Raw genomic sequence first — 21,200 nt, 5'->3', positions numbered from 1 at the left:
GATCATAATCTAGATCGTTGCCAATTCCAAGAGGAGCATGAATCATGCGTCTAAGAAACAAGATCGCCCTGATCACCGGCGGAAACAGCGGCATCGGTCTTGCGACCGCCCGAGTCTTCATCGATGAGGGCGCCAGGGTCGTCATCACCGGCCGCAACCCGGAAACGCTCGCCGCTGCCGAAAAGGCGCTCGGGGCCGGCGTGCTGGCGCTGAAGGTCGATGTCACCGATGCCGCCGCCACCGAAAAGGCCTTTGCGGAAGCCGCCGGAAAGGTCGGCAAGTTCGACATCGTCTTCGCCAATGCCGGCATCGGCGGCGCGACGCCACTTGGTGACACCTCGCCGGAGCAGTTCAACCAGATCATCAGCACCAATCTGACGGCGGTTTTCTTCACGGTGCAATCGGCCCTGCCGCATCTCAATGACGGCGCTTCGGTGATCCTCAATGGTTCGGTGCATGCCGTGCTCGGCGCTCCCGGCTGGTCGGCCTATGCGGCGACCAAGGCGGCGGTCCGGGCGATGACGCGCAATATGGCGTCCGAACTTGCGCCGCGCGGCATCCGCGTCAATCAGGTAACGCCAGGCGGCACGAAGACGCCGATCTGGTCGCCGATGGCCCAGACGGAAGATGCAATGTCGGCGCTCGAGGCCCGCATCGGCGGCATGAGCCCGCTCGGCCGCATGAGCGAAGCCGACGAAATCGCCAAGGCGGCGCTCTATCTGGCTTCGGATGATTCGGCCAACGTCACCGGCATCGAGATCACCGTCGATGGCGGCATGACGAGCGCCCCCTCCGGCGCCAAGATTTTTCGCGCCGCCTGAACCTGCCGGGCCGGGCAAGTGACCTTGCCCGGCCCCGCCGTCAATCTCCTCGCCGACCCGGTCCGCCGTCCTCGAGCGCTGCTATTTTCTCCTGAGGACGCTTGCTTCGTTTGCGCCTGTCGCGCGCTGGGCAATACGAAACAGGACAAGTGCGAAATTCAGGACGGCAAGCATGAGCACGACGTACAGCATGGTCTGCACGCCGGAGGAAACGATCAGATTGCCGGCGATCAGCGGAAAGCCGAAGACGCCGATGATATAGGCCAGCGAGAACAACAGAAGTGATTGCGGCATAAGGCCGGCGGGAGCCTCATTGGCAGCCAGGCCGTTGATGACGGAATAGGTCAGCCCATAGCCCAGACCCAGCATCGCTGCGCCTCCGAGATAGGCAAGCTGACTTGATATCAGCATCAGGAACAGCAGGATCGATGCCAGCGTCAGGCTGGTCAGGATCAAGAGCGAATAGAGCGGGTCCTTCTTGACCACATAGCCCGCCACGAACAGCCGGCTCAGAATCGCGGCGGACATGAAGCCGATGAAGAACAGGGAGTAGTCGAACCCGTGCGCCTTGGCGTAGCTGGTCTGAAAGCTGGACAGCCCGCCGAACATCGCACCGCCGATGCCGACCATGACGATGGAATAGATGGCCGGCGAAGCAATCACCTCCCGCGTCGCGCCAAACGAGATCTTGTTGACATGCGGCAAGATCTTGCCGGCCTTGGTCAGCCTGATGTGGAGCAAAAAGTAAAGCGCACCGCCGGCGAGACTGGAGAGGAAGGCAAATACGAAGGCTGTCTCGATCGGCATCGACCAGCCGGTGGCAATGCGGCCAATGATCGGTCCAGCGCCGATGCCCGACATCATCGATCCCGAAAGCAGGGCAAAAAACCTGATGCGGTGCACGGGCTCGACGATCGCGGCGACCAGAATGGGTCCGAGCGTATAAAACGCGCCCCAACCGATGCCGAGGATGAAACCGACAATCATCAGGCTCAATCCCGCCGATGGGATGATGGCGAATCCCAGCGCCGATGCCGCAAGAAACAGTCCCGAAACAGCCACCGCCCGCGCCGAGCCGATGGCATCCGCGATGTGGCCGGAGAGGATCACCATAATGACGGTGCTGACAGTGGCGGCCGAAATGATCAGACCGGCCAGCGCCTCGTCGCCGCCACGCTGACCCACCAGCACCGGGATCAGAAAGGTCACGCCATAAGCGATCGAAAGAAGAAACCCTCCGATACACAAAACGGCGAACTCGCCGCCATCGACTTTCTTCCGTGCCATTGAATCACTCATGTCTCCACGCCCTTCGCAGGAAAACTCATCCGGGATATTGCGGCAATGGAGATCACGTTTGGATTTTACGAACAAGCCGTTTTTATGTTTCCACTAACATATTGAAAATACTGAAATCCAATGACAAATGTTGCGGTTGGAGCAACATCCTCAACATCGAGTTCAGTCAAGTGGGAAGAGTTTCAAAATTAAGGCCAGCCGGACTAATTGAGTTTCACCACGCCTGAGCGGCCGACGACGCAGTTGCGGCCGCTCTTCTTCGCCGCGTAGAGCCTGCCGTCGGCAGCCGTCAGCACGGCGGTGAAATCGACGCCGTCCTCATCGGCGGTCGCAACGCCGATACTGACGGTGACCGGCCTGTCATCCGGCGTCTTGACGCTGGTCGCGATCGTCCAACGGAGGCGCTCGGCGAGCCGCAGCCCCTCCTCGTGGTCAGTGCCTGGGCAGACGGCAACGAATTCCTCGCCGCCGAAGCGGAAGACGCGGTCGCTGGACCGCAGCGTCGTGCCCAATCGGGCGGCGATCGCCTTCAGCACTTCGTCGCCCTGGAGATGGCCGTAGCCGTCATTGACATCCTTGAAGTGATCGGCATCGAGAATGAGGACGGTGGCGAACAGGCCTTGCTTCAGCGCCTCGCGCAGCATCAGCGGCGCTTCCATCTCCATGCGCGTCCGATCGTAGACGCCGGTGAGCATATCGCGGCCGGTGCGCTCCAGAAGATCGTTGTAGCGCTCGCGGAATGTCAGGTCGCCGAACACGTCGCTGATCGAGCGTGCAGACACGGCCGCCCGACCGCGGCGAATGTAATACTCATAGATGGCGAACATCGCCGCATAGAGGCAGACGGCAAACATCTTTGCCTTCCAGCCGCCCCAGAAGGCGGCGATCGGCACTCCCAAGAAATAATGCAGCGCGGAAAAGAAGCCGATCTGGTCGAAAGTCAGCAGCACGAAGCCTGAAATCAGGAAGCGCAGGACGACGCGGCGGCGGAAGAAGTCGCCGAGTTTTTCGTACAGCAGGATGATGCCGAGCGAATCGACATAGAGCAGCGCCGTGCCCCAGACCATCAGCCAGCCCATCTCCTTGAGGAAATCGACGTCGGGGGTGTGGTCCGGCGACATCTGCAGGGGCTGGTGCAGCTGGAGCACCCCGGCGATGCCGACGGTGAGCAGGTTACCGAGGAACAGGCCATAGATCGGCTGGCGCACCGTCGCGGCATCCTCCTGCAGATAAAGCATCAGGATCATCATCAGCTTGCCGGAGAAGAAGACGGATGAACCCGGCGATACGTCCCCGAACGGCAGCGAGACGTAGAAGACCGCCGCCAGATAGGTCTCCATGAAATGCATGACGCCGAGCGCCGTCAGGAAAACCCCGAGACCGAGCCGATGACGGAAATGCAGAAGCGTCACCATCAGCGCGAAATAGGCGATGGCTTCGACGACGAAGAGAAGGAGGTTGAGTGTCTCCATCACGATAGCTCGGCTCCGGACATCCGCCCTCGGTCTCCTGCCGGCGCGGCGATCGCGACAGCGAATCCTTTGGTCGATCGTCGGAAAAAGTCAAACACGAGGGCGTCCTGCAAATCCTGCAGGAGATACCTTTCACCCCAATCCTTTAAGATTGCGTGAGTGAGATCGCGTTCGCCGGCGGGGGCCCGGGGTCACCCGATTGATAAACAAGAACAATTGCGGGCCGGCATCGCGTGCTGATCCGGCGGATCCCGATTTCAGACCTGACGAATCTTTTCGCCGTCACCAAAGAGTGACGAACCATGCTGATCGATGATCTGATGCGCCTTGCGCACCGTGCATTCGATCGCGTCGTCGGAGGAAGAAAACAGATCGGCGCGAATGAAATTGCGCACCAGCACCTCGTCGCCGACCTTCTTTTCAATGCGGCCGGCAAGGCGATACTGGCTGCCTTCCCTGCGCGGCTCGGCATAGATCGTGCAATCGCCGTAAAGCTGGGGCTCGCCGGAAGGGCCTGCCGCTTCCGTGGCCGGTTTGCCGCCGCCGGAGAACATCGAAAAGATATTTGAAATGAACGAAGCCATGCTCCGCCTTTAGCACGACGGCATCGCTGTCGCCAAGTCAAATGATCAGGTTGGCGAGGATCTCGTTTTCGGTGATATCCTCGTAACCCATGCCGGCAGCTTCGAAATTTCCGATCAGCCGGGCGAAATTCTCAGGCGCCTTGGTTTCGATGCCGATCAGGATCGAGCCGAAGTTGCGTGCCGATTTCTTCAGATATTCGAACCGGGCGATATCGTCGTCGGGACCGAGCAGATTGAGGAAATCCCTGAGCGCGCCGGGGCGCTGGGCGAGCCGCAGGATGAAGTATTTCTTCAGCCCCGCGTAACGCATGGCTCTTTCCTTTACGTCAGGCAGACGCTCGAAATCGAAATTGCCGCCGGAGACGACGGCAACGACGGTCTTGCCACGGATCGTTTGGCCGTCCATCGCGGCGATCGCCGTCAGCGACAGGGCGCCGGCCGGTTCCAGCACGACGCCTTCGACATTCAGCATCTCCTGAATGGTGACGCAGATGGCGTTCTCCGGCATCAGATGCACTTGGCTTGCCGGGAAATGGCGAAGGGCGGCGAAATTCAGGTCGCCGATGCGGGCGACGGCGGCGCCATCGACGAAATTGTCGACCTTGGCCAGTGTCGTCACCTTGCCCGCCTCGATGCTGCGCCTGAGGCTCGGCGCGCCGGCGGGTTCAGTGAAGACGAAGGCCGATTTCGGCACGGTGCCGTCGAGATAACCGGTGATGCCGGCGGCAAGTCCGCCGCCGCCGACCGGCAGGACGACCATGTCGGGCACGGTTCCTTCCGGCAGCTGCTGCATGATTTCGGCGGCGACCGTCGCCTGGCCCTCGATGATGTCCTCATGGTCGAAGGGCGGCACCATGACGCCGCCGACCGCCTCGACATGTTCGCGGGCGGCCTGGTAGCACTGGTCGAAGAAGTCGCCGAACAGCCGGATGGTGATGAATTCGGCGCCGAACATGCGGGTCTTGTCGATCTTCTGCTGCGGTGTCGTCACCGGCATGAAGACGACGCCCGGCACCCCGAAATGGCGGCAGACGAAGGCAAAGCCCTGGGCATGATTGCCGGCCGAGGCGCAGACGAAAGTCTTGCCGGCCGCACCCTGCCCGATCGCCTTGCGGAAGAAATTGAAGGCGCCGCGGATCTTGTAGGAGCGCACCGGCGACAGGTCCTCGCGCTTCAGCCAGATGTCGGCCCCGTAGCGGGCCGACAGATGGTCGTTCAGCTGCAGTGGCGTTGCCGGAAACAGGCTGCGCATTGCCTCTTCGGCGCTTTCGACATCAAGTCTCGTCACGGGCGTGATCCATTCTCATGATTGCAGCGCCGCTATGGCACAGGCCGGCCGGCAATAGAAAGCCCGCTTCGACCATTTGCAGTTCGCTCCTGGGAAGCTTTTCTTAAGCCAATCGCAAAATCAGCGGCACATGAACTGATTTTAACTGTCAATGAAAAGGCCAGCCACTAATATGAAGCCATGATCACATTCAAACTCGCAAAACCGCTCGCCTGGCTGCTGCTCGCCTTCATCCTCGTCGTCACGATTTCACCGATCGGGCTGAGGCCGGATACAGTGACGACGGTCAATACCGATCGCGCAAGCGCCTATGTTCTCCTCGGCCTTGCCTTTGCGCTCGCCTATCCGAAACAGTGGAAATTGGTGGCGGTGCTGCTGATCGCCGGTGCGGTTGGCATCGAATATTTGCAGTACTTCTCGCCGACGCGGCATCCGCGCCTGCATGACGCGGGTATCAAGGCCATGGGTGCCGCCGTCGGGCTGCTCGCCGGCTGGGTGATCAACAGGCGGCGCGACACGAAAGCGCCCAACGCGCTTCCCCTAGCGGAACGCTGATTGTCCCAGCTTAGAAAGCGCGCAACTGCACTGCCCAAAAGAACAGTGGTATTGCAGCCATCGCAGTTCCCAGAACAAGTGCGACACTGGTCTTGAAGATTCGGATGCGCCGAACCCTCGCCCCACTCCAATCGTAAACCATCGTCTTACTCCCACAAGACAACACTTACTCAACCGCCGCGGCGCAATCCTTGCACCGAAAATGTCATTGTCAAGCAACAACGCGCTTTTACGCACAAAATACAGGCATATTCAAACAGGATTGTGAAGATGGTGCGGGCGACGGGGGTCGAACCCGTACAGCCAAGGCCGAGGGATTTTAAGTCCCTTGCGTCTACCAGTTTCGCCACGCCCGCTTGCTGCGTTTTCAATATCTTGCGTCATTGGCGATGGGAAGAGCCGCGAGGCGTAAAATTGTGCTCGTTTTGTCGGCTGCGCCAACGAAAACGGATAAGGCGCGGCGAGCCTCACGCCCGCCGCACCCTTCATCATGTCAGTATCAACGCTCAGGCGAGCTTGGCGGCCAGCTTGGCAACATGGGCGCCCTGGTATTTCGCGCCTTCCAGCTCGATCTCGGAGGGCTGGCGCGAGCCATCGCCGTTGGTGATGGTGGACGCGCCGTAGGGCGAGCCGCCCTTGACTTCCTCGGTGCCCATCTGGCCCTGGAAGGCATAGGGAAGGCCGGCAACGACCATGCCCTGGTGCAGGAAGGTCGGGATGAAGCCGAGGATGGTCGATTCCTGGCCGCCATGCTGGGTGGCCGAAGAGGTGAAGACCGAACCAATCTTGCCGACGAGCTTGCCGGCGAACCAGAGGCCGCCCGTCTGATCCCAGAAATTGCGCATCTGCGAGGCGACCGTGCCGAAGCGGGTGCCGGCACCGACGATGATCGCGTCATAATCCGCCAGTTCGTCGACGGTGGCGATCGGAGCGGCCTGATCGACCTTGTAATAGGAAGCCTTGGCGACCTCTTCCGGAACCAGTTCCGGAACGCGCTTGACGGTGACCTCGGCACCGGCCGACTTCGCGCCTTCGGCGACGGCATAGGCCATGGTTTCGATATGGCCGTAAGCCGAATAATAAAGGACGAGAACCTTCGCCATCTTCTATCTTTCTTGAAACATCGGGTTGAATTTCGTGACCGGAGGATGTCTATCAGCCCGCCTGCTTGAACAAAGCCCCGGCCTGAAGAACTCAGTGTTCAACTGATGTAGACGAAAATTCACTTGCCTTTTCATTTCAGCAAAATGGACGCAGATGCTGCCGTCCGATAACCGCTTGCACTTGCGGCATAATGCTCCGGCTGTTTGCAAAGAGATCGAACGGCGCTACCTATTCACCAGCTTCACATTACGGAACATCCCATGAGCCAAGACATCGTCGTCACCGCCGCCATGCTCGCCATCGGCGACGAACTTCTTTCCGGCCGCACCAAGGACAAAAATATTGGCCATCTCGCCGATCTGCTCACGCTTTCCGGCATCGACCTCAAGGAGGTGCGCATCGTCGCCGACGACGAGGAGGCGATCGTCGAGGCGCTAAATGCGCTTCGCGGCAAATATGATTACGTCTTCACTTCGGGCGGCATCGGGCCGACGCATGACGACATCACCGCCGACGCCATCTCCAAGGCTTTCGGCCTGCCCTGCGAATACGACGAAACGGCGATGACGCTGCTGGCCGAAATGTATCGGCGCCGCGAGATGGAATTCACCGAAGCCCGCCAGCGCATGGCGCGCATGCCGCGCGGGGCCGTGCATATCGCCAATCCCGTCTCGACGGCGCCTGGCTTCATCATCGGCAATGTCCATGTCATGGCCGGCGTCCCGCAGGTCTTCCAGGCAATGGTCGACAATGTGCTGCCGGCGCTTCGGACCGGCACGCCGGTGCTGTCGCTCGCCATCGCCTGCCCTTACGGCGAAGGTGAAATCGGCACGCCCTTGACCGCGATCCAGAAAGCGCATCCGGAAACCAGCATCGGCTCCTACCCGCGCTATATCGGCCAGAAATTCTCGACCGAGATCGTCGTGCGCGGCCGCTCGCAGGCAGTGATCGATGCGGCCGGCGCCGAGGTGCAGGCGATGATCGAAGCCATCCGCCGGAGGAAGGACATCACAGAAAACCATTCTGCCGAGGCTTGAAGGAAACGCCGGAACGGGGGTCATCCTTGATCCCTGTCAAGGAACAGCAGAAGGGGCCGGTGCATTCCTTCCCTCGCGCACGCCATTTCAGCGCAAGGAGAATTGATATGTCTTACAAAACCATTCTCGCCATACTCGATACATCCGATAATAGTGCTGCGGTTGCCGATTTCGCCTTTGCCATCGCCGCTGAAAGCGGTGCCCATGTGATCGGCCTGCATGCCGAAATCATCTCCGCCGTGCCGCTGGTGGCGCCGATGGAAATCCCCGATCCCGTCGCCGTGCAGGCGCTGCAGGACATGGCGCATAGCGAAACGCTCGCGGTTGAGCGCATCTTCCGGGCAAAAGCGGCTGCGACAGGCGCCTCCTACGAGTGGCGCAGCTTTGCGACCTCAACCGGCTACGGCTCCGCGCCGCTGATCGAAAGTGCACGCAGCGCCGACCTTCTGATCGCCTCGCAGGCCGATCCGGCCAAACCTTCCGACAGCCAAGTCGACGTCGACAGCTTCCTTTTCGAAACCGGCCGGCCGGTGCTGATGATCCCCTATATCATCCGCCAGCCGAAGCCGATCAAACGCGTGCTGATCGCCTGGAACGGCTCGAAGGAGGTGGCGCGCGCGACCTTCGACGCGTTGCCGATCCTCAAAGCCGCCGAGGAGGTGGAGATCTTTTCGGTCGATCCGGCCGACACGGCGCTGCAATCGCCGCTCACCGCCGGCGCCGAGATTGCCGCCACACTCGCCCGTCATGGCGTGAAGACGACGCTTTCGACGGCCCAAAGTGTGGACAAGAACGCGTCGCATGTCATCGAGAACCGGCTTTCGGACAGCAGCATCGATCTTCTCGTCATGGGCGCCTATACGCATTCCTGGCTCTGGCAGATGATCTTCGGCGGCACGACGAAGAGCTTGCTGCAATCGATGACGGCGCTGACCCTGTTGTCGCGATGATCCTCTTGCCGCAATCATTGCTGCTCTTGCGTTTTGCCGGCAAATCCCGCTAATTGCAGCGACCGATGAGAGCTTCGAGCCTCGGCCACAACTCGCGCAGTGCAGCTCGCGATCTCGCGCAGCTGCAGCTCGCGATTTCGCGCAGTTTCGGCTACGCGATTTCTCGTTTTGCCGATCGCCGTTCCAAGCCCATCTGGTCGCCGGCAAACGGCGTATCGTTTTTCATGCCGCGGAGCAGCCCGAATGTCCCTTCCCGATAAAGCCTTTCCCGTTTCCTGGGATCAGTTCCACCGCGATGCACGCGCCCTTGCCTGGCGGCTAGCCGGCCTCAATCAGGCGTTCAAGGCGATCGTCTGCATCACCCGCGGCGGCCTCGTTCCGGCGGCGATCATCTCACGCGAGCTGAACATCCGGCTGATCGAGACCGTCTGCGTCGCCTCCTATCATGATTATGTCAACCAGGGCGACATGGTGCTGCTCAAGGGGATCGCGCCCGAACTTCAGGAAAATGGCGGCGAAGGCGTGCTCGTCGTCGACGACCTGACGGATACCGGCAAGACCGCCGCCCAGGTGCGCGCCATGCTGCCGAGGGCGCATTTTGCTTGCGTCTATGCCAAGCCGAAGGGCGTGCCGACGGTCGACACCTTCGTCACCGAGGTGAGCCAGGACACCTGGATCTACTTCCCCTGGGACATGGGCTTCACCTATCAGGAGCCGATCGCCAAAGGCGCAGGCTGATCGCCACCGATCACAGCGCGCGGCCTTCGTATTTACCACTTGAAATTGTTCCAGTTTTTGTCTGCGGGGTTTCCTGAATCCGCTATCGGGAGCAGCACATCTATTTTATCGTGTTCGCATAAACTCGACAGCTGCGAATCGCATCAAATTGCGCTTAAAGCGTGCAGCAAACGATGTGATATAGGGAAACAAGATGGCGCGGTGGGGGCGTAGAGCAGCGGTTGTGACCGTCGGGCTGGCGGCATGTCTGTTTTCCCTCACGCCTGTCCGCGCCGAGCCTGCCTATATCCCCCTTGTGCGCGACTATGTCGAGAAGCAGATCCGGCCAATGGTGGAAACGCCATTGGTGCTGAAGGCCATTGCCGAGCAGAACGCGGAGTTCGGCAACGTCAGCGAAATGGATATGCGGGTGCTCGATGACACTTACCGATCTGAGGTCGATCAGCATCACCTGCATATGGTCAAGCTGCTGCTCGACAGATCCGTGTCGCATTACCTGAAAGCCAGGCAGGACGCCTCGCAGGGAGCGATCGTCGAATTTTTCGTCACCGATAGTCATGGACTGAATGTCGGGCAGAGCATCATTACCGCCGACTACTGGCAGGGCGACGAAGAGAAATATCTCAGAACCTTCGCCAACGGCTCGCGAGAGGTCTTCATCGACCGGGCCGAGCGCAACGAATCCACTCAGATACTCGAGACGCAGGCGAGCTTCGTGGTCATGGACGAAGAGAACAGGCCGATCGGCGTGGCCACCGTTACCATCGCCATCGACGCGCTTTAAGACCGCTCGTTTTCTCGCCGAATCGCCATGCGCATTTGCGCCGGAAATGCCATCACAAGATTTGCCGCAGGGCGCTTTTTTATCGTTCCGGCCTTTTCCTTAGCCGGCAACGCCTGCAAGCCATTGTAATTTCAGCGCTCCCCGGCTTTCCCCAATCTCCACAGGCGCATCCACAACATGTTGTGGTTAGCAATCAATTAAAAGCCAGCCCTTGACGGAATCAGCTGTTTCAAACTTTACTGTTTTCGATGTTGCGGCGGCGACAGGACCGGAGGTAACGAGCCCGGTTCCCTTTTGAAAATCAGGACGCAGAATCAGGGTGATGCGCCGGGAGCGGTTCAGACCCGACAGGTTCTCTGCGCGGTTTTCAGCCTCCAAAAAAAGTGACGTCGGGACTGGCGATAATAAGCTGTTAATACTATATTTAGCGTTTGCAGCCACCATCACCACAAGATACAGGAAGGACATCTCCGGATGACACCCCTGTCACGATACGGAAACGAGGCTGGCTGCACGACGACAAAGTGCCGCCGGATAGGAATTTTGCGCCCCGGTCGCTGGGGATCGGGCGCCAACACGAGGTCAAGACCATGCGCATCGAACGTCGTTTCACGAAGGCCGGCCAAGGCGCCTATGCGGATATCGAATTCCGCAAGGCGACGAGCGAGATCAAGAACCCCGACGGTTCGATCGTGTTCCGCCTCGAGAATATCGACGTTCCCGCGCAGTTCTCCCAGGTCGCGACCGACGTTCTGGCGCAGAAGTATTTCCGCAAGGCTGGCGTCCCCACCCGCCTGAAGAAGGTCGAGGAAAACGACGTTCCCTCCTTCCTGTGGCGCTCCGTTCCCGACGATGCTGCGCTGAAGACCCTGCCGAAGGATGAGCAGACCGGCTCCGAAATCGATGCGCGCCAGGTTTTCGACCGTCTTGCCGGCACCTGGACCTATTGGGGCTGGAAGGGCGGCTATTTCTCCTCCGAGGAAGACGCCGCGGCCTTCAAGGACGAGCTTGCCTATATGCTCGCCACCCAGCGCGTCGCCCCGAACTCTCCGCAATGGTTCAACACCGGCCTGCACTGGGCCTACGGCATCGACGGCCCAGGCCAGGGCCATTTCTATGTCGATCCCTTCACCGGCAAGCTGACCAAGTCCAAGTCGGCCTACGAACATCCGCAGCCGCATGCCTGCTTCATCCAGTCGGTCGAGGACGATCTCGTCAACGAAGGCGGCATCATGGACCTCTGGGTGCGTGAAGCGCGCCTGTTCAAATACGGCTCCGGCACGGGCTCCAACTTCTCCATGCTGCGCGGCGAAGGCGAAAAGCTTTCCGGCGGCGGCCGCTCCTCCGGTCTGATGAGCTTCCTGAAGATCGGCGACCGCGCCGCCGGCGCCATCAAATCGGGCGGCACGACGCGCCGCGCCGCCAAGATGGTGGTCGTCGATATCGACCATCCCGACATCGAGGAATACATCAACTGGAAGGTCAAGGAAGAGCAGAAGGTCGCGGCCCTGGTCACCGGCTCGAAGGTCGTCGCCAAGCATCTGAAGGCGATCATGAAGGCCTGCTTCAATTGTGAAGGCGGCGACAACGGCGATTGCTTCGACCCGGCCAAGAACCCTGCCCTAAAGCGCGAAATCCGCGCTGCCAAGAAGGACCAGGTTCCGGAGAACTACGTCCAGCGCGTCATCCAGTTCGCCCGCCAGGGCTATAAGGATCTCCAGTTCAAGACCTACGACACGGATTGGGATTCGGAAGCCTACCTCACGGTATCGGGCCAGAACTCCAACAACTCCGTCTCGATCAAGGACGACTTCCTGCGCGCCGTCGAGAATGATGGCGATTGGAACCTGACCGCCCGCAAGGATGGCAGGGTGATGAAGACGCTGAAGGCGCGCGATCTCTGGGAAACGATTTCCTACGCTGCCTGGGCCTCGGCAGATCCGGGCATCCACTTCAACACGACGATGAACGACTGGCACACTTCGCCGGCCGGCGGCCCGATCCGCGGCTCGAACCCGTGCTCGGAATATATGTTCCTCGACGACACGGCCTGCAACCTTGCCTCGCTGAACCTGCTGCAGTTCAAGGACAAGGCCACCAAGCGCATCAACATTGCCGATTACGAACATGCAGTTCGCCTGTGGACCGTTGTGCTCGAAGTCTCGGTGATGATGGCGCAGTTCCCGTCGAAGCGCATTGCCGAACTCTCCTACGAATACCGCACGCTCGGTCTCGGCTACGCCAATATCGGCGGCCTGCTGATGTCGTCGGGCATTCCCTACGACTCCACCGAGGCCCGCGCCATTGCCGGTTCGCTGACTGCGATCATGACCGGCGTCTGCTATGCGACGTCGGCCGAAATGGCTGCCGAACTCGGGCCCTTCCCGAACTTCGCGCCAAACCGCGAGAGCATGCTGCGGGTCATCCGCAACCATCGCCGCGCCGCCCATGGCGAAACATCGGGCTATGAGGCCCTGTCGATCAACCCGGTCGCGCTGATCCATTCGGAAAACCCGGACCAGGATCTCGTCGCCCATGCCAAATCGGCCTGGGACAAGGCGCTCGAGCTCGGCGAACAGCATGGCTATCGCAATGCCCAGGTCTCGGTCATCGCGCCCACCGGCACGATCGGTCTCGTCATGGATTGCGACACCACCGGCATCGAGCCCGACTTCGCCCTCGTCAAGTTCAAGAAGCTCGCCGGCGGCGGCTACTTCAAGATCATCAACCGCGCCGTGCCCGAAGCGCTGCGCACGCTCGGCTATTCGGAGAGCCAGCTCGCCGAGATCGAGGCCTATGCCGTCGGCCACGGCAACCTGAACCAGGCGCCGGCGATCAACCCCTCGACGCTGAAGACCAAGGGCTTCACCGACGAGAAGGTGGAAGCCGTCAACGCCGCGCTGAAGAGCGCCTTCGACATCAAGTTCGTCTTCAACCAGTGGACGCTCGGCGCCGACTTCCTGAGGGACACGCTGAAGGTTTCCGACGAACAACTGTCCGACATGAGCTTCAGCCTGCTCGACCATATCGGCTTCTCGAAGAAGGACATCGAAGCCGCCAACATCCATGTCTGCGGTGCGATGACGCTGGAAGGCGCGCCCTTCCTCAAGAATGAGCATCTGCCGGTCTTCGATTGCGCCAATCCCTGCGGCAAGATCGGCAAGCGCTACCTCTCTGTGGAAAGCCACATCCGCATGATGGCGGCGGCCCAGCCGTTCATCTCGGGTGCGATTTCCAAGACGATCAACATGCCGAACGAGGCGACCGTCGAGGATTGCAAGAACGCCTACCTGCTCTCCTGGAAGCTCGGCCTCAAGGCCAACGCGCTCTATCGCGACGGCTCGAAGCTGTCGCAGCCGCTCAATGCCTCGCTGATCGAAGACGAGGATGACGAGGATGCGCTGGAGGAACTGCTGCAGGCGCCGGTCGCCGCCCAGGCCGTCACCATCACCGAGAAGATCATCGAGCGGGTGATCGAACGCGTTTCGCGCGAACGCGAGAAGCTGCCGAACCGCCGCCAGGGCTACACCCAGAAGGCCGCCGTCGGCGGACACAAGGTCTATCTCCGCACCGGCGAGTTCGGCGACGGCCGCCTCGGCGAGATCTTCATCGACATGCACAAGGAAGGCGCTGCCTTCCGCGCGATGATGAACAATTTCGCCATCGCCATCTCGCTCGGCCTGCAATATGGCGTGCCGCTCGAGGAATATGTCGAGGCCTTCACCTTCACGAAGTTCGAGCCGGCCGGCATGGTCATCGGCAATGACGCGATCAAGAACGCCACGTCGATCCTCGACTACGTCTTCCGCGAACTTGCCGTCTCCTATCTCGGCCGCCACGACTTGGCGCATGTTGATACGTCCGACTTCTCCAACACCGCGCTCGGCAAGGGCATCCAGGAGGGCAAGACCAACCTGCTCTCCACCGGCTGGACCCGCGGCTACAAGCCGACCCTGGTCTCCGGCACCGGCGGCGAACGCCAGGCAGCGGCCGAGCCCAAGGGTGCGGCGACTGCCGCCCCTGCCCGCGCTGCTTCCACCGGTACCGTGACTGCCTTTGCCGGCAGTGCCGCCCGCAAGCTGGAGCCGACGGTCGCCATCTCCACCTCCGAAATCGTCGCCTTCAAGCGCGACTATGAGGAGCGCGCCAAGGAACTGGCGGAAGAGATTGCCGAAGAGGTGATCGACGAAATCACCAGCGACGCAACCGCCCTCTTCTCCGACAAGGCGGCGGCCGACGCGGCCACGGCGAAATCCGAAGCCAAGAAGCGGGAGGCCGAACGCCGCCAACGCTCGATCATGCAGGGCTATACCGGCAACATGTGCTCGGAGTGCCAGAACTTCACGATGGTGCGGAATGGGACCTGCGAGAAGTGCGACACGTGTGGTGCTACGAGCGGGTGCAGCTGAGTGGGCGCTTGTTGTCTAGCGCGCCCCGTTGAAAGGCGTCCGACACAAACTGATCGATAGTCAAAAGCCGCCGACAGTCAGCTGCCGGCGGCTTTTTATTTGGCCGAGACGATCGCCACTCGTTTGAAGCTCGAGATAGACGCCGTGGTCTTCTTGCCTTCTACTCCGCGCTCGCCGCAGCCGACGGTGAAACCGCCTCGTACTTAATCTCAATACCTACGGGAGTTGGCATCGCATTTGTGCCATTGCATATCCATTCCGGCTTCATCCTCATGGCCATAGCACCAGTCGACGCGATTGAGCAGCGGACTGATCTGCTTGCGCCGTTTGCAGGCCCGCTCCGTCTCGATGCCGTAGCGATCGGTGCTGCCGCGGCAGATGTCGTCCAGTCCTATCCACTGCTGGATCAACCGATCCGGCGCTTTGGCTCCTTTGTCCGTGGCGATCACCTTTCCGGTCTCGGACTCGATCTGCAGGGAGGCGGTGTTCCACACGAAAGAGAATTCCGCCATCCCGGAGGTTGTCCTACCCGTTTCTCGGTTTCGAGCAAACCACTCGACAATTCCCGACATTTCGCATTTTCCAGCGCAGCTGGCGGTCACGGAGCCGGGTTTGACGCTGTATATGCGTTCTGGCCAGCGTTGGGCGAAGGCTGCCTTGTCTTTCAAGACGACGTCTTTGTCGACCACGGTCCCGAAGAAGGAAACCTGATCGGCATAGACGCTCTTCATGAAATCAAGCGCAGAAGCGCTGTCTTTCGACCATTCGTCATTGTAACGGTTGACGAAATCAACCGCCTCCGTGGTCAGGTCGCCGGGTGCGGCTGCGGTGGCCTCCTCGGAAGCGCTTGGGTCTGATGGCGTGACGGCGGGTGTGGCGCTCACCTGTGGCGCAGCGCCCGGCGGTGGCGGCTCGCCCGCCGATGGCGAGGACATGTCCTCGGGCGTGATGATATTCCAGTCTCGCATTTCCGCAGCGGTGAGATACCTTATATCGGTGCTGTCAATCGACAGGCTGAGCTGCAGCAGATTGGGGCTCACCCCCATGTCGGTCAAATATCCGATGATCTCGCCGGTCAGCGATTGAACAGACGAGACTGCCAAATTGCTGTCCATGGCGGCATCTTCGGATAGGGAAACCCGATGCACGCCGATGGACCCCGGCTCGGCAAATCTTTGAACGCCACCGACGAAGGCGAAGGCGCAAGCCGATGCGCATTCCACGGCTCTGAGCTGGATCGTTCGCGCATTCAACGCGCGGATGGTGCGGCCGAACTCGATCGCGACGATCACGTTTCCACCGGGCGAGTCAAAGGTAATATAGGCCGGCTGGAACTGCTTGTACTCGTCGACAAGCGCCTTCGGATCGTCGGAGATTTCGAACGCGCCCTTTATCGCAAGGCCGCGCTTGCCCGGCGCGCCGTCGAGACGTTCATAGGAAATTGCCGCATGCGTCTCTTGCGCCAGGGCGGCGAAAGCCAGCAGCATCGATATGAACGACACGGATTTCCGTATTCTTCTCCAGCCTTCGAGCACGTGTATTTCTCCCGTCGTCACTCGCAGCATATCTTGCTCACGTATGTATTGCCGGGGGTGATCATCAAATCCCATCAGCGTTCAATGCGATCAAACCCGTGTCCATTACGAGTTTGAAGATCAACAGCTTTGACGAGAACATTTCAGACCTACCCCAGCGACCTGATCAATGCACAAGGAGCGATCTTCTGGCAAGCGGCACAATCAGAAGTGATAAGACACGGTAAACGCCGGTAGCTCGCCGCGATCGATAGATCCCAGCCCAGGCGATCCGACGCGGTGCCGGCAATTGATGTGGGAGCAGCAGGAAAAAGGCAGTGCGCCTTCGGATTTCGTGTGGTTAGGCCTGCCGTTATGGTTTCACCCGGTCAGGATGCGCCGCCTGGAAAGCGGGCAGTTCGGCGCATCTGGCGTCGATATCGACGATACGCGTGAAAGCGGTCAGATCCACGCCCCAGCGGCGGGCGTTGTAGACCTGGGGAACGAGACAGAGGTCCGCCATCGTCGGTGTATCTCCGAAGCTGAACGCGCCATCGCCGTTGCCGATCATGGCTTCCAGTTTGCGAAGCCCGTCGGTGATGAAATGCTTCATCCATTCCTCGCGGGCATCCGTCTTGTCTGTTAGCGTCATGAGGTGCGAGACGACATGCAGGTTGCAGATCGGATGGATGTCCATGGCAACCGCATATGCGAGGGCGCGGACTTTCTGGCGATCGGCGATATCCGATGGCAGCAATCCGCATTCCGGTCGGGTCTCGGCCAGATATTCGATGATAGCAAGCGACTGCGTCAGTGTTTTCCCATCGATCACCAGTGTCGGCACGAAGCCCTGCGGGTTGAGCGCGAGATAGTCCGGCCTCCTGTGCGCGCCCTCCAACAGGTTGATCGGCACGGTCCGATAGTCGACGCCCAGGAGATTGAGCGCGATGCGGACGCGATAACTCGCCGATGATCGCCAGTAGTCGTAGAGAACGACCTCGTTCATTGCCGCCCGGCCCCCTCGTATTTCTCGACCGTCTGCTCGATCGCCCCGAAGATCGAATGGCCGGCATGATCCTTCATCTCGATGCGGACCTGATCGCCGAACTTCATGAAGGGGGTCTTCGGCGATCCGGTCTCGATGGCCTCGATCATCCGGAGTTCAGCGATGCAGGAGTAACCGTTTCCTCCCTCCTCCACCGGCTTGCCGGGGCCGCCGTCCAGCTTGTTGGACACCGTTCCCGAGCCGATGATCGTGCCGGCCGCGAGATGGCGGGTTTTGGCGGCATGGGCGATCAGCTGGCCGAAATCGAATGTCATGTCGATGCCGGCGTTGGCCTTGCCGAATGCCTTGCCGTTCAAGCTCACCAACAGTGGCAGGTGCAGCTTGCCGCCATCCCAGGCGTCTTCGAGTTCATCCGGCGTTACGGCGACCGGCGAAAATGCTGAGGCCGGCTTGGACTGGAAGAAACCAAATCCCTTCGCCAGTTCGTCGGGGATCAGACCGCGCAGCGACACGTCGTTGACGAGCATCAGCAGGCGAATGGCGCTGCGCGCCGCTTCCGGGCCGGAACCCATGGCGACGTCGCCGGTGATGACGGCGACCTCGCCCTCCATGTCGATCCCGTAAGCCTCGTCGGCCATCACGATCGGCTCGCGCGGAGCGAGGAAAGTGTCCGACCCGCCTTGATAGATCAGCGGATCGGTCCAGAAGCTCGCCGGCATCTCGGCGCCGCGCGCCTTGCGCACCAATTCGACATGGTTGACGTAAGCGGAACCATCGGCCCATTGGTAGGCCCGCGGTAGAGGTGACGTTGCGTCATGTTCGTGAAAGCGGATCGTCGGCTGGGCTCCGGTCTCGATGCCTTCGGCAATCAATGCAAGCCTCGGCGCCACATGCTCCCAGTCGTCGAGTGCTGCCTGCAATGTGCGGGCGATGTGGCCGACTTCCGAACAGCGGGTCAGGTCGCGGGAAACGACGACCAGCCGGCCGTCCCGCGTAGAGTCCTTCAACGTCGCAAGTTTCATGTCCGAATTCCTGTGCTGGAGGATGTCTTCGCTTGATGCTTCACTTGATACTTCACTTGAATCCGGGGGTTCCGTCGAACTTGCGTTCCAGGCCGTCCCAGCACTCGAGGTAGTCATCCTGCAGCGTTTCGAGCTCGGCCGCATATTTCGTCAGTTGCTGCGGGTACCGGGTCTCGAACATGAAGGCCATGGTGTGATCGAGCTTCACCGGCTTGAGCTCGGTATTGGATGCCTTTTCGAAGGCGAGCGCATCCGGCCCGTGGGGAAGCATCATGTTGTGCAGGCTCATGCCGCCCGGCACGAAACCCTCCTCCTTGGCGTCGTACTGGCCGTGGATCAGGCCCATGAATTCGCTCATGATGTTGCGGTGGTACCAGGGCGGACGGAACGTATGCTCGGCGACCAGCCAGCGCGGCGGAAAGATCACGAAATCGACATTGGCGGTGCCGGCATCTTCGGTGGGCGCGGTCAGCACGGAAAAGATCGACGGATCGGGATGGTCGAAGCTGATGGCGCCGACCGGAGAAAACGTCCGCAGGTCATATTTGTAAGGCGCGTAATTGCCGTGCCAGGCGACCACATCGAGCGGCGAGTGGCCGATCTCCGTGACATAGAATTTTCCGCACCACTTCACATGGACGCGGCAGGGCGTTTCCTTGTCCTCGAAGGCGGCGACCGGTGTCTTGAAGTCGCGCGGGTTGGCCAGGCAGTTGGCGCCGATCGGCCCGCGGTCCGGCAGCGTGAATTTCGCGCCGTAATTCTCGCAGATATAGCCACGCCACACCGTCTGCTCGCCGCCCCTCAAAATCTTGAACATCATGCCGCGCGGGATGAGGCATATTTCCAGGGGCTCGACATCCATGATGCCCATTTCGGTGAACACTCTGATGGCGCCGAGCTGCGGCACGATCAGCAGTTCACCATCGGCGTTGAAGAAGTAATCGTCGACCATGTCCTCATTGAAGAGGTAGGCATGGGCCGACATGCCGACCTGGGTGGTGGCATCGCCTGCCGTCGTGATGGTCCGCACTCCCTCGAGAAAGGTCAGCTTTTCCGTGGGCGCGGGGATCGGATCCCAGCGAAGCTGGCCGAGAGGCAGCGAATGCTCGTCCAGGCAGGGTGCGGTTTTCCAGAGCGGATAGGAAGCGTTGGAGAAGCGGCGGGTGTGGCGCACGCTCGGTCGAATGCGATAAAGCCAGGACCTTTCATTCGTGCCGCGCGGCGCGGTGAACGGCGAGCCGGACAGCTGCTCGGCATAGAGGCCGTAATTGCATTTCTGCGGGCTGTTCTGGCCCTGCGGTAAGGCGCCGGGCAGCGACTCGGTTTCGAAGTCGTTGCCGAAGCCCGGCATGTATTTCAGCTTGTTTGCCGTCGCGGCTTCACTCTCGGAAGCCTGGATCGATGTCTGGTCCATTCTCAACTCCTCCCCGAAAACGCCGCAGCGCCGCGGGTCTGAAAACCCGCGGCGCTTAGAGTTTACTCCGCCGCCGTGCCGATGACACCACGCTTGATCTGATCGGCCTCGATTGACTCGAACAGCGCACGGAAGTTGCCCTCGCCGAAGCCCTCGTCGCCCTTGCGCTGGATGAATTCGAAGAAGATCGGGCCGATGACGGTCTTAGAGAAGATCTGCAGCAGGATTTTCGTCATGCCGCCATTCACCACGCCTTCGCCGTCGATGAGGATGCCGTGCTTCTTCATGCGCTCGATCGGTTCGCTATGGCCGTTCACCCGTTCATAGGACATGTCGTAATAGGTCTCCGGCGGACCCGGCATGAAGCGCAGGCCGTTATCGGCCAGCCTGTCGGTCGCGTCGTAGATGTCCTCCGTTCCAACGGCGATGTGCTGGATGCCCTCGCCCCGGTACTTCTTCAAATATTCCTCGATCTGGCTGGTATCGTCCTTCGATTCATTCAGCGGAATGCGGATCTTGCCGCAGGGTGAGGTGATGGCGCGGCTGACCAGACCTGTGATGCGGCCATCGATATCGAAGAAGTGGATCTGCTTGAAATTGAACAGGTTGCGGTAAAAATCCCACCACTTGTCCATGTTGCCGCGGAAGACGTTGTGGGTGAGATGGTCGAGATAATAGAAGCCGATCCCCTGGGGATGCGGGTTGCGCTCGCCAAGCCAATCGAACTCGGCATCGTAAACCGATCCCTTTGCACCATAGGTCTCGACGAAATAGAGCAGCGAGCCGCCAATGCCGACGATCGCCGGGACGTCGAGCATCTTGTCGTCCCCTTCATAGGGAACGGCGCCCTTCGACACCGCATGATCGAAGGCGTGCCTGGCGTCGACGACGCGCCATGCCATCGACGGGGCGCAGGGACCATGAGCTGCGACGAAACGGGCGGCATGGCTGCCGGGTTCGGCGTTCAGGACATAGTTGATATCACCCTGGCGCCAGACGGTGATGTCCTTGGTCTTGTGCCTGGCGACCGCGACATAGCCCATGCGTGTGAAGAGCTCGCTGAGCTTCTCGGGCTCGGGATGGGCGAATTCGACGAATTCGAAGCCGTCGGTGCCGGCCGGGTTGTCGGGGGTGATTTCCGAAGGCGGCGCGTCATGTGGAAAAGGGCCCATTTTCTCCTCCTGAGGATTGAACCTTGACTGG

General features: G+C 60.5%; 18 protein-coding genes and 1 tRNA gene. 7 read left to right on the top strand and 12 right to left on the bottom strand.

The window, feature by feature from the left end:
* Positions 1 to 44 precede the first annotated feature (44 nt).
* Positions 45 to 821 (top strand): SDR family oxidoreductase, encoded by a 777-nt coding sequence (locus NE851_RS19155; protein WP_029867977.1) that lies wholly within the window; start codon positions 45 to 47, stop codon positions 819 to 821.
* 81 nt (positions 822 to 902) lie between these two features.
* Here NE851_RS19155 and NE851_RS19150 read toward each other — a convergent pair whose 3' ends face one another.
* From NE851_RS19150 to ilvA, 4 genes are all read right to left on the bottom strand, one after another.
* On the bottom strand, positions 903 to 2,120 hold the full coding sequence (locus tag NE851_RS19150) for an MFS transporter (protein WP_029867976.1): 1,218 nt from the start codon (positions 2,118 to 2,120) through the stop codon (positions 903 to 905).
* 203 nt (positions 2,121 to 2,323) lie between these two features.
* Entirely contained in the window at positions 2,324 to 3,595 is a 1,272-nt protein-coding gene (locus NE851_RS19145; RefSeq protein ID WP_049813629.1) for a GGDEF domain-containing protein, read from the bottom strand.
* A gap of 254 nt (positions 3,596 to 3,849) precedes the next feature.
* On the bottom strand, positions 3,850 to 4,176 hold the full coding sequence (locus NE851_RS19140) for an HlyU family transcriptional regulator (protein ID WP_029867973.1): 327 nt from the start codon (positions 4,174 to 4,176) through the stop codon (positions 3,850 to 3,852).
* Positions 4,177 to 4,213: 37 nt separating this feature from the next.
* Complete coding sequence (gene ilvA, locus NE851_RS19135) at positions 4,214 to 5,464, bottom strand: threonine ammonia-lyase (protein WP_029867972.1); 1,251 nt, start codon at positions 5,462 to 5,464, stop codon at positions 4,214 to 4,216.
* Positions 5,465 to 5,644: 180 nt separating this feature from the next.
* On the opposite strand from ilvA, the gene NE851_RS19130 reads away from it, so the two are divergent.
* The gene (locus tag NE851_RS19130; protein ID WP_029867971.1) at positions 5,645 to 6,019 is read left to right on the top strand and encodes a VanZ family protein; all 375 of its coding nucleotides are present in this window, start codon (positions 5,645 to 5,647) and stop codon (positions 6,017 to 6,019) included.
* A 271-nt stretch (positions 6,020 to 6,290) separates the two neighbouring features.
* On the opposite strand, the gene NE851_RS19125 is transcribed toward NE851_RS19130, so the two are convergent.
* Together NE851_RS19125 and wrbA are read right to left on the bottom strand one after the other, a co-directional pair.
* A tRNA-Leu gene (locus tag NE851_RS19125) sits at positions 6,291 to 6,375 on the bottom strand.
* A gap of 150 nt (positions 6,376 to 6,525) precedes the next feature.
* Positions 6,526 to 7,122 (bottom strand): NAD(P)H:quinone oxidoreductase type IV, encoded by a 597-nt coding sequence (wrbA, locus tag NE851_RS19120; protein WP_029867970.1) that lies wholly within the window; start codon positions 7,120 to 7,122, stop codon positions 6,526 to 6,528.
* A 261-nt stretch (positions 7,123 to 7,383) separates the two neighbouring features.
* Between wrbA and NE851_RS19115 the strand changes: the two genes are divergently transcribed.
* The 4 genes from NE851_RS19115 (at position 7,384) to NE851_RS19100 (ending at position 10,632) form a co-directional block, all read left to right on the top strand.
* Positions 7,384 to 8,160 (top strand): competence/damage-inducible protein A, encoded by a 777-nt coding sequence (locus NE851_RS19115; protein ID WP_029867969.1) that lies wholly within the window; start codon positions 7,384 to 7,386, stop codon positions 8,158 to 8,160.
* Positions 8,161 to 8,267: 107 nt separating this feature from the next.
* Complete coding sequence (locus tag NE851_RS19110) at positions 8,268 to 9,110, top strand: universal stress protein (protein ID WP_029867968.1); 843 nt, start codon at positions 8,268 to 8,270, stop codon at positions 9,108 to 9,110.
* A gap of 243 nt (positions 9,111 to 9,353) precedes the next feature.
* Positions 9,354 to 9,848, top strand: coding sequence for a xanthine phosphoribosyltransferase (gene gpt / locus NE851_RS19105; RefSeq protein ID WP_029867966.1), 495 nt, complete (start codon positions 9,354 to 9,356; stop codon positions 9,846 to 9,848).
* A 193-nt stretch (positions 9,849 to 10,041) separates the two neighbouring features.
* A complete protein-coding gene (locus tag NE851_RS19100) occupies positions 10,042 to 10,632 on the top strand; it encodes a hypothetical protein (RefSeq protein WP_029867965.1) in 591 nt (196 codons plus the stop codon).
* A 186-nt stretch (positions 10,633 to 10,818) separates the two neighbouring features.
* Here the strand turns inward: NE851_RS19100 and NE851_RS19095 are convergent, their stop codons facing one another.
* Positions 10,819 to 11,100 (bottom strand): hypothetical protein, encoded by a 282-nt coding sequence (locus NE851_RS19095; protein WP_029867964.1) that lies wholly within the window; start codon positions 11,098 to 11,100, stop codon positions 10,819 to 10,821.
* A gap of 122 nt (positions 11,101 to 11,222) precedes the next feature.
* Between NE851_RS19095 and NE851_RS19090 the strand changes: the two genes are divergently transcribed.
* On the top strand, positions 11,223 to 15,041 hold the full coding sequence (locus NE851_RS19090; protein WP_029867963.1) for a vitamin B12-dependent ribonucleotide reductase: 3,819 nt from the start codon (positions 11,223 to 11,225) through the stop codon (positions 15,039 to 15,041).
* 209 nt (positions 15,042 to 15,250) lie between these two features.
* Here the strand turns inward: NE851_RS19090 and NE851_RS19085 are convergent, their stop codons facing one another.
* The 5 genes from NE851_RS19085 to hppD all read right to left on the bottom strand — a co-directional run bounded on the left by NE851_RS19085 (position 15,251) and on the right by hppD (position 21,169).
* Positions 15,251 to 16,576: a COG3904 family protein gene (locus NE851_RS19085; RefSeq protein ID WP_097623492.1), complete on the bottom strand. Its 1,326-nt coding sequence runs from the start codon at positions 16,574 to 16,576 to the stop codon at positions 15,251 to 15,253.
* 352 nt (positions 16,577 to 16,928) lie between these two features.
* Positions 16,929 to 17,561, bottom strand: a complete 633-nt coding sequence (maiA, locus tag NE851_RS19080) for a maleylacetoacetate isomerase (protein WP_097545182.1) — start codon at positions 17,559 to 17,561, stop codon at positions 16,929 to 16,931.
* Positions 17,558 to 18,583 (bottom strand): fumarylacetoacetate hydrolase family protein, encoded by a 1,026-nt coding sequence (locus NE851_RS19075; protein WP_029867961.1) that lies wholly within the window; start codon positions 18,581 to 18,583, stop codon positions 17,558 to 17,560. The genes maiA and NE851_RS19075 overlap by 4 nt, the downstream gene beginning before the upstream one ends.
* A 52-nt stretch (positions 18,584 to 18,635) precedes the next feature.
* Positions 18,636 to 19,997, bottom strand: a complete 1,362-nt coding sequence (hmgA, locus tag NE851_RS19070) for a homogentisate 1,2-dioxygenase (protein WP_097545181.1) — start codon at positions 19,995 to 19,997, stop codon at positions 18,636 to 18,638.
* 62 nt (positions 19,998 to 20,059) lie between these two features.
* Positions 20,060 to 21,169, bottom strand: a complete 1,110-nt coding sequence (gene hppD, locus NE851_RS19065; RefSeq protein ID WP_029867959.1) for a 4-hydroxyphenylpyruvate dioxygenase — start codon at positions 21,167 to 21,169, stop codon at positions 20,060 to 20,062.
* Positions 21,170 to 21,200 lie beyond the last annotated feature (31 nt).

This window comes from Rhizobium anhuiense bv. trifolii, assembly GCF_024346605.1.
Lineage (GTDB): Bacteria > Pseudomonadota > Alphaproteobacteria > Rhizobiales > Rhizobiaceae > Rhizobium > Rhizobium anhuiense.
Note: the sequence above shows the minus strand (reverse complement) of the source record. Positions and strands in the feature narration are given on the sequence as shown.